Source organism: Streptomyces sp. R41 (assembly GCF_041053055.1).
Taxonomy (GTDB): domain Bacteria; phylum Actinomycetota; class Actinomycetes; order Streptomycetales; family Streptomycetaceae; genus Streptomyces.
This window is the reverse complement of the sequence record NZ_CP163443.1, coordinates 2,508,970-2,521,558: the sequence shown is the minus strand read 5'-3', so window position 1 is coordinate 2,521,558 and position 12,589 is coordinate 2,508,970. Positions and strand designations below refer to the sequence as shown.

General features: G+C 71.2%; 12 protein-coding genes. 9 read left to right on the top strand and 3 right to left on the bottom strand.

From position 1 onward, the window contains the following. Positions 1-325: 325 nt before the first annotated feature. The gene (locus AB5J53_RS11865; RefSeq protein WP_369252177.1) at positions 326-1,183 is read left to right on the top strand and encodes a hypothetical protein; all 858 of its coding nucleotides are present in this window, start codon (positions 326-328) and stop codon (positions 1,181-1,183) included. Positions 1,184-1,252: 69 nt separating this feature from the next. On the opposite strand, the gene AB5J53_RS11860 is transcribed toward AB5J53_RS11865, so the two are convergent. After that, complete coding sequence (locus AB5J53_RS11860) at positions 1,253-2,545, bottom strand: DUF1015 domain-containing protein (RefSeq protein ID WP_369245592.1); 1,293 nt, start codon at positions 2,543-2,545, stop codon at positions 1,253-1,255. A 72-nt stretch (positions 2,546-2,617) separates the two neighbouring features. Between AB5J53_RS11860 and AB5J53_RS11855 the strand changes: the two genes are divergently transcribed. From AB5J53_RS11855 to AB5J53_RS11840, 4 genes are all read left to right on the top strand, one after another. Beyond that, on the top strand, positions 2,618-3,670 hold the full coding sequence (locus AB5J53_RS11855; RefSeq protein ID WP_369245591.1) for an HAD hydrolase-like protein: 1,053 nt from the start codon (positions 2,618-2,620) through the stop codon (positions 3,668-3,670). Between the two features lie 215 nt (positions 3,671-3,885). Beyond that, positions 3,886-4,929 (top strand): FecCD family ABC transporter permease, encoded by a 1,044-nt coding sequence (locus tag AB5J53_RS11850; protein WP_369245590.1) that lies wholly within the window; start codon positions 3,886-3,888, stop codon positions 4,927-4,929. Next, positions 4,926-5,996, top strand: coding sequence for a FecCD family ABC transporter permease (locus tag AB5J53_RS11845; protein ID WP_369245589.1), 1,071 nt, complete (start codon positions 4,926-4,928; stop codon positions 5,994-5,996). Before AB5J53_RS11850 ends, AB5J53_RS11845 begins: the two co-directional genes overlap by 4 nt. Beyond that, entirely contained in the window at positions 5,957-6,889 is a 933-nt protein-coding gene (locus tag AB5J53_RS11840; protein WP_369245588.1) for an ABC transporter ATP-binding protein, read from the top strand. Before AB5J53_RS11845 ends, AB5J53_RS11840 begins: the two co-directional genes overlap by 40 nt. Here the strand turns inward: AB5J53_RS11840 and AB5J53_RS11835 are convergent. Beyond that, positions 6,873-7,220: an SCP2 sterol-binding domain-containing protein gene (locus AB5J53_RS11835; RefSeq protein ID WP_369245587.1), complete on the bottom strand. Its 348-nt coding sequence runs from the start codon at positions 7,218-7,220 to the stop codon at positions 6,873-6,875. The two genes, AB5J53_RS11840 and AB5J53_RS11835, sit on opposite strands and share 17 nt — an antisense overlap. 129 nt (positions 7,221-7,349) lie before the next feature. Between AB5J53_RS11835 and AB5J53_RS11830 the strand changes: the two genes are divergently transcribed. The 4 genes from AB5J53_RS11830 to recN all read left to right on the top strand — a co-directional run bounded on the left by AB5J53_RS11830 (position 7,350) and on the right by recN (position 11,253). After that, positions 7,350-7,661: a hypothetical protein gene (locus AB5J53_RS11830; protein WP_369252175.1), complete on the top strand. Its 312-nt coding sequence runs from the start codon at positions 7,350-7,352 to the stop codon at positions 7,659-7,661. A gap of 7 nt (positions 7,662-7,668) precedes the next feature. Continuing rightward, complete coding sequence (locus tag AB5J53_RS11825) at positions 7,669-8,484, top strand: TlyA family RNA methyltransferase (protein ID WP_369245586.1); 816 nt, start codon at positions 7,669-7,671, stop codon at positions 8,482-8,484. Then, complete coding sequence (locus tag AB5J53_RS11820) at positions 8,481-9,386, top strand: NAD kinase (protein WP_369245585.1); 906 nt, start codon at positions 8,481-8,483, stop codon at positions 9,384-9,386. Before AB5J53_RS11825 ends, AB5J53_RS11820 begins: the two co-directional genes overlap by 4 nt. Positions 9,387-9,522: 136 nt before the next feature. Next, positions 9,523-11,253 carry a DNA repair protein RecN gene (gene recN, locus AB5J53_RS11815; protein WP_369245584.1) on the top strand — a complete coding sequence of 577 codons (1,731 nt, stop codon included), beginning with the start codon at positions 9,523-9,525 and terminating at the stop codon, positions 11,251-11,253. 77 nt (positions 11,254-11,330) lie between these two features. Here the strand turns inward: recN and AB5J53_RS11810 are convergent, their stop codons facing one another. After that, positions 11,331-12,533 (bottom strand): IS110 family transposase, encoded by a 1,203-nt coding sequence (locus AB5J53_RS11810; protein ID WP_369244300.1) that lies wholly within the window; start codon positions 12,531-12,533, stop codon positions 11,331-11,333. Positions 12,534-12,589: the final 56 nt, after the last annotated feature.

Here is a 12,589-nt window from a genome sequence, read left to right as displayed (position 1 = left end):
TCGTGACAGTGGCGATCGCGGTGGCTTCCGGCGTGACGACCGTGGTGACCGCGGCGACTTCCGGCGTGACGACCGCCGCGAGGGCGACCGGCCGGCCGTCCGTCGTGATGACAGGCGCGACGACAGGCGGGACGACCGCCGTGACGACAGCCGGGGCGGCGGCTTCCGTGGCCGCGACGACCGCGAACGCGGTGGTCCCCGTCGTGACGACCGGGGCGGGCGCCCCGGCGGCTTCCGCGGCCGTGACGACCGTGGGGGCGACGACCGGCGCGGTGGTGGCCGTTTCCGTGACGAGCGGGATCGTGACCGTGAGCCGATCAAGCGGCTGCCGATCCCCGATGACGTCACGGGCGAGGAGATCGACAAGGACGTACGGCAGGAGCTCCAGAGCCTGCCCAAGGGGCTTGCCGAGGATGTCTCGCGGAACCTGGTGATGGTCGCCCGGCTCATCGACGAGGACCCCGAGGGCGCGTACGCGTACTCGAAGATCGCCCTGCGGCTGGCGTCGCGCGTCGCCGCCGTACGCGAGGCGGCCGGTTTCGCCGCGTACGCGAACCAGAAGTTCAGCGAGGCTCTCGCCGAGTTCCGGGCGGCGCGTCGGATGACCGGCAGCGTGGAGCTGTGGCCCGTCATGGCGGACTGTGAGCGCGGTCTGGGGCGGCCCGAGAAGGCGCTGGACATGGCGGGTGCGCCCGAGGTGCAGAAGCTGGACAAGGCCGGTCAGGTCGAGATGCGGCTCGTGGCCGCCGGTGCGCGGCGGGACATGGGGCAGCTGGAGGCCGCCATCGTGACCCTCCAGAGTCCGGAGCTCGCGTCGAACTCCGTGCAGCCCTGGACCGCGCGTCTGCGCTACGCGTACGCCGACGCGCTTCTCGCGGCCGGTCGTGAGGGCGAGGCGCGCGAGTGGTTCGCCAAGGCGGTCGAGTCCGACAAGGACGGCAGCACGGACGCCTCCGACCGGCTCGCGGAGCTGGACGGCGTCGAGTTCGTCGACGCGCTCGTCGAGGATGAGGACGAGACCGAGACCGAGACCGAGCTTGACACCGAGACCGAGCTTGAGACCAAGGTCGAGGACGAGGTCGAAGACGAAGACGAGGCCGACGCTCCGAAGGCTGCGCAGGCCCCGGCCGAAGGCGACGGCGACGAAGAGGACGGTTCCGAGGACGACGCTCCTCGGAGCTGACATCCAGGCGCACTGAGCAACACACGGGCGGCGGGACTCCGGAAGGAGTCCCGCCGCCCGTCGGCGTCTCTAGAGGGTGAGAGCCCGCAGCACCAGCCCTGACGCCGGCTTGGGGCCGAACGACGTCGACTTGCGGGGCATCGTGACGCCTTGGCGGGCGAGGTCGCGTACGACCTCCTCGTGGACCGGGTGCATCAGGACTGCTGTGCCGCCGTCGTGCTCCGCCTTCTCGACCGTGGCGGTCGTGTCGTGGATGTACGCGATGTGCTCGGGCGAGTCCTCCGGGATGCCCCAGATGTGGTCGAGGAGCGTGGCGTGCAGGACCGTCGCGTCCAGGGTGCGCCAGGCTTCCGGGTGGTCGGCCGGGATCGTACGGGCGAGGAGGTCGGGGTCCGGGCGATCGACCAGGTGGAAGGCGCCGTCGCCGGCAAGGAGGAAGGCGTTTCCCTCGGCGGCCGCTACGGAGAGGGCCTCCAGGGCTTCGGAGAGGGGGACGTCGAGATGGCGTACCCGGAAGGAGTCCGTGAGGGCGGCCAGGGCGTCGGGGACCGGCAGGCGGTGCAGCAGGCGGTGGATCGCGCGGACGCGGAGCGGAAAGCGCACGGTGTCCACCAGGAGGACCAGGCCGTAGTCCCACGGGCTGGGGGAGGGGTGCTCCGCGCGTAGACGCAGATATGTGGCCCAGCGATGGTGGCCGTCGGCGATGAGGGCCTGATGGTGGTGGAGATCTGTCTGGATCTCGGCCAGCTCGGCCGGATCGGTGACCGCCCACAGACGGTGGCTGAAGCCGTCCTCCGTGGTCGTCGACAGCAGCGGTGTGCGTTCGGCGGTGCGTTCGATGACGGCGGCCGTGCCGACCCGGGAGCCGTTGCCGCGATAAGTCAGCAGCAGGGGTTCGAGGTTGGCGGAGGTGGCGCGCATCAGGGCCGCGCGGTCCGCGACGACGTGGGGCATGACGTCCTCGTGCGGGAGGACGACGGAGTCCGACGGCTCCGACAGGCGCAGGGCGCCGATGACGCCGCGTTGCAGCAGGTCGCCGTCGCGCTGCTCGTACACGTACAGGCCCGGCTCGGGGTCGGTCGTCAGGACGCCTTCCGACAGCCAGCGGCTCAGGGTTTCGGCCGCCTGCTGGTTGCGGGCGGTGGGGGTGCCGTCCTGGGGGAGGATCAGCCGGACGATGTTGTGCGGGTCGGCGGATTCGAGTTCGAGGAGGCCGTCGGGCCGCACGATGACGTCGTACGGCGGGGATGTCACCGCGGCCAGACTGCCGACCCGGTCCGGGTCGTAGCGCAGGCCCCGGAACGGGGTCAGTTCGAGGCCGCTGCGCGCCGCTGTTTCCTCCTCGGGACCTGCATAGTTCATTGAGGCATCGTAAGTGTGTCAGTGGCATGCGCGATGATCGGGGGAAAGGGATCGAACGAGGAGCGATGTGTAATGAGCCAGACCGTCAGGACGCGGCCCGAGGGCACTGGCCAGGCCCTGAGCGAGGCGTACGACACGGCGCTGCTCGATCTGGACGGGGTGGTGTACGCGGGTGGTAACGCGATCGCGTACGCCGTGGAGTCCCTCGCCACGGCCCGTTCGGGCGGGATGCATCTCGCGTACGTCACGAACAACGCGCTGCGTACGCCGGACGTGGTGGCCGAGCACCTGACGGAGCTGGGCATACCGACGGAGGCATCCGATGTCATCACTTCGGCGCAGGCTGCCGCCCGGCTCATCAGCGAGCAGGTGCCTGCGGGCGCGCGCGTGCTGGTCATCGGCGGGGAGGGGCTGCGGGTCGCGCTGCGCGAGCGCGGGCTCGAACCGGTCGAGTCGGCCGACGACGATCCAGCGGCGGTCGTCCAGGGCTTCGGCGGCGCCGACCTGCCCTGGGGGCGCTTCGCGGAGGCGTGCTACGCCATCGCGCGCGGGGTGCCGTGGTTCGCGTCCAACACGGATCTGACGATCCCGAGTGCGCGGGGAATCGCTCCGGGCAACGGCGCGGCGGTCGAGGTCGTGCGCATCGCCACGGGCGCCGAGCCACAGGTGGCGGGCAAGCCCCTGCCCCCGATGCACCGCGAGACGATCCTGCGGACCGGGGCGAAGCGGCCGCTGGTGGTCGGCGACCGGCTGGACACGGACATCGAGGGCGCGTTCAACGGCGAGGTGGACTCGCTGCTCGTGCTCACCGGCGTGACGGACGGCGCGCAGCTTCTCGCGGCCCCGCCGCAGCACCGGCCGACGTACGTCGACTCGGATCTGCGCGGTCTGCTCACCGGGCAGCCCGAGGTCGTCGAGGCGGGCGACGGGTTCCGCTGCGGCGGCTGGACGGCGACGGCCGGCAGCATGGGGGCGACGTCGGGAGCTTGGGGGCGGCTGGAGCTGGAGGGCGACGGCGAGGCCCTCGACGGGCTGCGGGCGCTGTGCGCGGCGGCGTGGACGGCGGCCGGGGAAGGCACCTGCGAGCTGGACGGGGGGAAGGCGCTGGCGCGGCTGGGGCTTTGAGTACACCCCGGGCATCCGGCAGCGAGGCGGTCGACGGCTCGTCAGCGACTGTCCGGGTACTCGGTCAACTCATGGACGACTCTTCGGGCATTCGGGTGACTCATCAGCGACTGCTCCGACGATCGACTGCTCACCAGTGACCCCGGACAGTCGGCGGCTCATCAGCGGTGACGGGGGGATCGAGTCGCGATGCGAGGGTAGGCTAACCTAACCTCGTGTTGGTCGACAGTCCTCCCGAACAGCGCGCGGAGACCGCCCCCGCGCCCCCAACCCGCAGGGCGATACGTGCCTTTGGGCTCCTCGCGTCCGTGGGGGTCCTGGTGCTCGTCGCCCTCGCGAGTATCGCGATCGGTGCGAAGGCTCTGCCGCTGGACCAGGTCTGGCACGGCCTGTTCCACGACTCGGGGACATACGCCGACGTCGTGGTCGCCGACCGGGTCTCCCGTACCGTCCTCGGGCTGCTGGTCGGCGCCGCGCTCGGATTGTCCGGTGCCGTCCTCCAGGCGCTCACCCGCAATCCGCTGGCCGACCCCGGACTGCTCGGCATCAACGCGGGCGCGTCCGCCGCGGTCGTCACCGCCATCACGTATTTCGGCGTCACGAGTCTGAGCGGCTACGTCTGGTTCGCCTTCTTCGGGGCGGCGGCGGTGGGGGCTCTGGTCTGGTTCCTGGGCGGCAGCCGGGGTGCGACGCCGGTGCGGCTCGCGCTCGCGGGCACCGCGATCAGCGCCGCCCTCTACGGTTACCTCCAGGCCGTGATGATCATGGACGACGCCGCGCTCGGCAAGATGCGCTTCTGGACCGTCGGTTCGCTGGCGTCGGCCACCGACACGACCATCAAGCAGGTATTGCCGTTTCTCGCGGTCGGCACGGTCGTCGCGCTGGCCCTGGCCCGGCCGCTGAATGCCGTGGCCATGGGCGACGACACCGCCCGCGCGCTCGGCGCCAACCTGAACCGCACCCGCGCGCTGTCCATGGCCGCCGCGACCGTGCTGTGCGGTGCCGCGACCGCCGCCTGCGGGCCGATCGTCTTCGTCGGGCTGATGGTCCCGCACGTCGTACGGTCCTTCACCGGGCCCGACCTGCGCTGGATCCTGCCGTACGCCACCGTCCTGTCGCCCGTGCTGCTGCTCGGCGCCGATGTGCTCGGGCGGATGGTCGCCCGGCCCGCTGAGCTGCAGGTCGGCATCGTCACCGCGGTCCTGGGCGGCCCGGTCTTCATCTATCTCGTACGACGGCGGAGGACGGCACAGCTGTGACGACCACTCGGACGACCACAGACAAGCCGACTCCCGTCATTCGGTCGGTCCGCACGCCCGGCGGTCTCTCCGTCCGGCTCGACGTCAGGGCGTTCACCGTCGTCGTGCTGCTGCTGGTGGCCGCGCTCGCCGCGAGTGTGGTGCTGATCGGCACCGGCGACTTCCCGATATCGGCCGCCGACGTCCTCAAGACGCTGGTCGGCAACGGCAGTGCGAGCCAGGAGTTCATCGTCAACGACCTGCGGCTGCCGCGGGTCCTCGTCGGACTGCTCGTGGGGGCTTCGCTCGGGCTCGGCGGGGCGCTCTTCCAGTCCATCTCCCGCAATCCGCTGGGCAGTCCGGACGTGCTCGGCCTCGGGCAGGGTTCGACGGCCGGCGCGCTCGTGATGATCGTGCTGTTCTCGGGGAGCGCGAACCAGGTCGCCCTCGGGGCGCTCATCGGCGGTCTCGTGACCGGACTCGCCATCTATCTGCTTGCCTGGAAGCGGGGCGTGCACGGTTATCGGCTGGTCCTGGTCGGTATCGGTGTCTCCGCGATCGTCACGGCGGTCAACGGCTATCTGCTCACCAAGGCCGACATCGTCGACGCGGCCCGCGCGGTCGTCTGGATGACCGGCTCGCTCAACGGCCGTGACTGGGACCAGGTCTGGCCCCTGCTCGTCATGTGCGCCGTCCTCGTACCGCTCGTCCTGGGCAATGCGCGGGGGCTGCGCATGATGGAGATGGGCGACGACGTCTCGTACGCCCTCGGAGTGCGCGTCGAGCGGACGCGGCTGCTGCTGATGCTGGCCGCGGTGCTCCTCACCGCGGGCGCCACCGCCGCCGCGGGCCCTGTCGGCTTCGTGGCGCTCACCGCGCCGCAGCTGGCACGGCGGCTGACCCGGTCGCCCGGACCGAACCTGGTGCCGTCGATGTGCATGGGCGCGACCCTGCTGATCGTCGCGGACTGGGCCTCCCAGCGGGCCTTCGGCGCCGACCAGCTGCCCGTCGGCGTCGTGACCGGAGTCCTGGGCGGGGTCTATCTGCTGTGGCTCCTTGTCACCGAGCGCAAGGCAGGCCGGATTTGAACATCAAGAGGAGCGCTACGACTGTGAACCGCCTGTCCGCAGACAACGTCACCCTCGGCTACGACCAGCGCGTCATCGCGGAGAAGCTGTCGGTGGAGATCCCCGACAACTCCTTCACCGTGATCGTCGGCCCGAACGCCTGCGGCAAATCCACGCTGTTGCGTGCCCTTTCGCGGATGCTGAAGCCCTCCGAGGGGCGGGTGCTGCTCGACGGACAGGTCATCCAGTCGATGCCGGCGAAGAAGGTGGCCCGCACGCTCGGACTGCTGCCGCAGTCGTCGATCGCGCCGGACGGGATCACGGTCGGCGACCTGGTCGGCCGGGGTCGCTATCCGCACCAGGGGCTGCTGCGCCAGTGGTCGACGGAGGACGAGCGGGTGGTGCAGGAGTCGATGGCCTCGACCGGGGTCGCCGAGCTCGCCGATCGCTTTGTCGACGAATTGTCGGGCGGTCAGCGGCAACGCGTGTGGATCGCGATGGCGCTCACCCAGCAGACCCCGCTGCTGCTTCTGGACGAGCCGACGACCTACCTCGACATCCAGCACCAGATCGACGTGCTCGACCTGTGCGCGGAGCTTCACGAGGAACGGGGGCGGACGCTGGTCGCGGTCCTGCACGACCTCAATCACGCCGCCAGGTACGCCACCCACCTCATCGCCCTGCGCGACGGCGAGGTCATCGCCGAGGGCGCGCCGAACGACATCGTCACGGCCGAGCTGGTCGAGCAGGTCTTCGGGCTGCGCTGCCAGGTCATCGACGACCCGGAGACGGGGACGCCGCTGGTGGTGCCGGCGGCACGCAAGGCACGTACGGCCGCGTCGGTATCGGCTGCATCGGTCGCGTCGGCATCGGCTGTGTCCGGATCGGCTGTATCGGCTACAGAAGGGTCCTGAGGCGGAACAGGTCCCGCAGGCCCGCCTCCAGCTTCACCCGGCCCGAGCCCCAGGCCTTCGCGAAGTGCAGGTCGCCGTTCACCATCGACACCAGGTCGTCCCCCTTCATCGTGAGCCGGATCTGGGCCTTCTCGCGGGGCGGGCCCTGGAGCGTGTCGAGCACCTCGATCCGGCCGTCCCTGAGACGGCCCACGAAGGTGATGTCCAGGTCGGTGATACGGCAGCTCAGCGAGCGGTCCAGGGCCGCAGCGCTGCGTACGTCCCCTTCGGCGCCAGCAAGGTTGTCCGAGAGCTTGTCGAGTGCGGTGCGGCACTCCTCAATCGTCGCCATCGTGATCGACGGTACCGCAGCGCTTCGCGGTAGCGTCGGGGCATGAGCGACTCATTGCCGGAGACCGAGGTCCGGCAGGACGTGCGGGCACCGGAGCCCGGCACTGCCTTCGAACCGGACGCCGGGCCCGTGGCCGGACCCGAACCCGAGGCCGGCCCTGCGGCCGGACCCGAACCCGACGATGAGCCGGGTGCCGGGCTCGCGGTCGAACCCTCGTACGACCCCGCCGCCCCGGCTCCGCTGAACGTGGACCGCACCCCCACCGGCAACGCCGACGTCGACGCCCAGCTCGACCGGCTGGCCGATGCCGACCACCTCGCCACGGACGGGCACGTCGAGGTGTACGAGGATGTACATCGGGGGCTGCGCGACGCGCTCACCGCGCTCGACGCCCGCCCGGGACCTCCGGCGCCCCCATCGACGTACGGCCCTAGGAGCTGAACCGAACGTGGCAGGAGTGGCACGCCGCCGACTCGACGCCGAGCTGGTCCGCCGGAAGCTGGCGCGCTCGCGCGAGCATGCCAGCCAGCTGATCGCCGCGGGGCGGGTCACCGTCGGCAAGACCCTCGCGACCAAGCCCGCCACGCAGGTGGAGACCGCGGCCGCGATCGTGGTCACCCAGGACGACAGTGACCCCGACTACGTCTCGCGCGGCGGGCACAAGCTCGCGGGCGCCCTGGCGGCCTTCGTGCCGCAGGGGCTGAAGGTCGAGGGCAGGCGCGCACTGGACGCCGGGGCGTCCACCGGAGGCTTCACCGACGTACTGCTGCGCGCGGGCGCCGCCCATGTCGTCGCCGTCGACGTCGGCTACGGACAACTCGCCTGGTCTCTTCAGAGCGATGAACGCGTCACCGTCAAGGACCGTACGAACGTACGCGAGTTGACGTTGGAGGCGATCGATGGGGAGCCCGTGGATCTTGTCGTCGGGGATCTGTCCTTCATCCCGCTCGGACTGGTGCTGCCCGCCCTCGTGCGGTGCGCGGCGCCGGATGCCGACCTGGTGATGATGGTGAAGCCGCAGTTCGAGGTGGGGAAGGATCGGTTGGGGAGCGGCGGTGTCGTACGCAGCCCCGAACTGCGCGCGGAGGCCGTGCGCGGAGTGGCCGAACGAGCCCGGGAACTGGGGCTCGGAGTGCAGGGGGTGACCGCAAGCCCGTTGCCCGGACCCTCGGGCAATGTCGAGTACTTTCTGTGGCTGCGTGCCGGGGCACCCGAACTCGACCCGGCCGACGTTGACCGTGCAGTGGCGGAGGGGCCGCGTTGACACAGACCCGAGCTCGTACTGTTTTCCTGCTGGCCCACACCGGGCGGCCGGCAGCCATCCGCAGCGCCGAGTTGGTGGTCCAGGGGCTGTTGCGCTCCGGGATCGGCGTACGGGTCCTGGAGGCGGAGGCGGCCGACCTGCCGCTGCCGGGCGAGGTGGAGCTGGTCAAGGAGGCGACTCCGCAGTGCCTCGACGGCTGCGAACTGCTGATCGTGCTGGGCGGTGACGGCACGCTGCTGCGCGGCGCCGAGTTCGCCCGCGCCTCAGGGGTGCCGATGCTCGGCGTCAATCTCGGCCGCGTCGGCTTCCTCGCGGAGGCCGAGCGCGACGACCTCGACAAGGTGGTCGACCGGGTGGTGACGAAGGCGTACGAGGTCGAGGAGCGGATGACCGTCGACGTCGTCGTGCACAGCAACGGCGACATCGTGCACACCGACTGGGCGCTGAACGAGGCGGCCGTGCAGAAGGCGGGCGCCGAGAAGCTGCTGGAAGTCGTGCTGGAGATCGACGGGCGGCCGGTGACCGGGTTCGGCTGCGACGGGATCGTGCTGTCCACGCCGACCGGTTCGACGGCGTACGCGTTCTCCGCCGGCGGGCCCGTGGTGTGGCCGGAGGTCGAGGCGCTGCTCATGGTGCCGATCAGCGCGCACGCGCTGTTCGCCAAACCGCTGGTGACCTCGCCGGACTCCGTGCTCGCCGTGGAGGTGCTGCCGCACATTCCGCCGGGAGTGCTGTGGTGCGACGGGCGGCGGACGGTGGAGCTGCCGCCGGGGGCGCGGGTGGAGGTGCGGCGGGGGGCTGTGCCGGTGCGCTTGGCCCGGCTGCACCACGCTTCGTTCACCGACCGGCTGGTGGCCAAGTTCGCGTTGCCGGTGTCCGGGTGGCGCGGGGCGCCGCACTAGGCGTACGACGGCTTGTACGGCAGCCCACTCCCGCGGGTGACAACGGCCTCTTTGTGGGGCCTTGTCACCTGCGCCTTCGCGGCAGCGGGGCGGGGCCCGTCGCACACCCGGGCCCCGACCTCGTAAGGTCGTGTCCGTGTTGGAGGAGATGCGGATACGGTCGCTCGGAGTCATCGACGACGCGGTCGTCGAGCTGTCGCCAGGCTTCACCGCCGTGACCGGTGAGACCGGCGCGGGCAAGACGATGGTGGTCACCAGCCTCGGGCTGCTGCTGGGCGGGCGCGCGGACCCGGCCCTCGTACGGATCGGCGCCAAGAACGCCGTCGTGGAGGGGCGGATCGCCGTACCCACGGGCGGGACGGCCGTCGTACGGGCCGAGGAGGCCGGAGCCGAGCTCGACGACGGGGCGCTGCTGATCAGCCGTACCGTTTCGGCCGAGGGGCGGTCGCGGGCGCACCTGGGTGGGCGTTCCGTGCCGGTGGGTGTGCTCGCCGAGATCGCCGACGAGCTCGTCGCCGTGCACGGACAGACCGACCAGCAGGGGCTGCTCAAGCTGTCCCGGCAACGACAGGCCCTCGACCGGTACGCGGGCGACGCGGTCGCCGTGCCGCTCGCCAAGTACGCGGGCGCCTACCGGCGGCTGCGCGCCATCTCGGCCGAGCTGGACGAGATCACCACGCGCGCGCGTGAGCGGGCCCAGGAAGCCGACATGCTGCGCTTCGGGCTCGACGAGATCGCGGCGGTCGAGCCGCGAGCGGGCGAGGACGTGGAGCTGGCCGCCGAGGCCGAGCGCCTCGGCCACGCGGAGGCGCTCGCGTCGGCCGCCACGGCCGCGCACGCCGCGCTCGTGGGCAATCCCGAGGACCCGGAGGGCATCGACGCCACCACGCTCGTCGCGGGGGCGCACCGGGCCCTGGAGGCCGTACGGTCCCACGACTCAGCCCTTGCCGCGCTGTCCGGGCGGATCGGGGAGATCGGGATTCTGCTGGGCGATGTGGCGGGTGAATTGGCGGGGTACGCCGACGACCTCGACGCCGATCCCCTGCGGCTCGCGGCCGTAGAGGAGCGCCGGGCCTCACTCACCCAGCTGACCCGGAAGTACGGCGAGGACATCAACGCGGTGCTGGCCTGGGCCGAAGAAGGGGCCGCTCGGCTCCTCGAACTCGACGGCGACGACGAGCGGATCGGCGAGCTGACCGCCGAGCGGGACGCGCTGCGGACCGAACTGGGCGGGCTCGCCCAGGCGTTGACGGACGCCCGCACGGAGGCCGCCGAGCGGTTCGCCGCCGCCGTGACCGCCGAGCTGGCCTCGCTCGCGATGCCGCACGCGCGCGTGTCGTTCGAGATCCGGCAGACCGACGACCCGGAGGGTGTGGGGGTTGGCGGACGCACGGTCGCGTACGGGCCCGCCGGCGTCGACGAGGTCGAGCTGCTGCTCGCCCCGCATCCCGGGGCGCCGCCGCGGCCGATCGCCAAGGGGGCGTCGGGCGGTGAGCTGTCGCGCGTGATGCTCGCGGTGGAGGTCGTGTTCGCGGGTACGGATCCGGTGCCGACGTATTTGTTCGACGAGGTCGACGCGGGGGTCGGCGGCAAGGCCGCGGTCGAGATCGGGCGGCGGTTGGCGCGGCTCGCGAAGACCGCGCAGGTGGTCGTGGTGACGCATCTGCCGCAGGTGGCCGCGTTCGCCGACCGGCAGTTGCTGGTGGAGAAGACCAACGACGGGTCGGTGACCCGGTCCGGGGTCAAGGTTCTGGAGGGCGAGGACCGGATCCGTGAGCTGTCCCGGATGCTTGCGGGGCAGGAGGACTCGGAGACGGCTCGGGCACATGCGGAGGAGTTGCTGGCCACGGCTCGGGCCGACGGGTAGCCGTCGGAGGGCCTTCTTCTCCGCCGCTCCGCGGTCTGGTCTCAGCCGCTTCGCGGGGGGTGCCTCTATGTCTTTCGTCAAGCGAGCCGCGGGGTTCTGGCTTCGTAGAAGGTGCCGTCGCGGAGCATCGCGAACAGCACGCTGATGCGGTGGCGGGCCAGGCGGAGAAGAGCCTGCGTGTGGGTCTTTCCGCGGGTCCGGCACTTGTCGTAGTAGGTGCGGGAGGCGGGATCGTGCAGGGCGGCGAACGCGGACAGGAACATCGCTCGCTTGAGCTGCCGGTTGCCGCCTCTGGGCGCGTGTTCGCCGTGGATCGAGGTTCCCGAAGACTTCGTAGTCGGGGCGAGGCCGGCGTAGGAGGCCAGGTGGGCGGCGGTAGGGAAGCTGGTGCCGTCGCCGACGGTGGCCAGCAAGGTGGCGGCAGTCCTGACCGCGACCCCCGGCATCGAGGTCAGGACTGCGGAAAGAGGGTGAGCCTCCAGCAACTGCCCGATCTGCGCTTCCAGGGCTCGTCGCTGTTCGTGAACGGCCGCGAGCGAGCGGGCCAGGGACGGGATCACGACGTCGAGAGTGCCGGTTCCCGGGACCACGACAGTTTGTTCGTCGAGCGCGTCGAAGACCTCGTCGATCAACCGCTGGGCCATGCGCGGGGCCTTGGGCCGGATCACCTCAACCAGCTTGCGGCGTCCGGCTATGCGCAGAGCTTGCGGGGATCCGTAGCGTTCCAGAAGCCAGGTCACGGCCTGATGGTCCAGGCGCGGCCCGAGAACGCGCTCCAGGCTGGGGTGGAACTGGGTGAGCAGGCCGCGTATCCGGTTGGAGGTGCGGGTGGCCTCGGCCGCCAGGTCCTGGTCGAAGCCCACCAGCACGGTCAGTTCGGCGGTGATCTCGTCGGTCAGCTCCAGCGAGCGCAGGGTGTGCGGCAAGGTCCGGGCTGCGTCCGCGATCACCGCGGCGTCCTTCGCGTCGGTCTTCGCCTCGCCGGGATACAGATCGGCGATCCGCCGCATCGTGAGTCCGGGCAGGTAGGCGACCTTGCAGCCGGCGTCCCGGGCGACCGTCAGGGGCAGGGCGCCGATCGAGGCGGGCTGGTCCACGATCACCAGCACGGTGCCGAACTTCGCGGCCAACTTGTCGAAGACGGCCCGAAGCTTCGGCTCGCTGTTGGGCAGCTGTTTGTCGAAGACCTTCTTGCCGGCCGGGGTGAGGCCGTGCCCGTGGTGGACGCTCTTGCCGACGTCCAGGCCGAGGAAGACGCCCACGTCGTCGATGTCGTACAACCCATCCTCCCGAGCGGGGTTCGTGTGGTGCTGGCCAGGGCGTTGGCGTCGTATGC

Coding starts and splice junctions, on each gene's coding strand:
- AB5J53_RS11855 (WP_369245591.1), top strand. CDS start 2,618: ATGAGCCAGACCGTCAGGACGCGGCCCGAGGGCACTGGCCAGGCCCTG.
- AB5J53_RS11835 (WP_369245587.1), bottom strand. CDS start 7,220: ATGGCGACGATTGAGGAGTGCCGCACCGCACTCGACAAGCTCTCGGAC.
- AB5J53_RS11860 (WP_369245592.1), bottom strand. CDS start 2,545: ATGAACTATGCAGGTCCCGAGGAGGAAACAGCGGCGCGCAGCGGCCTC.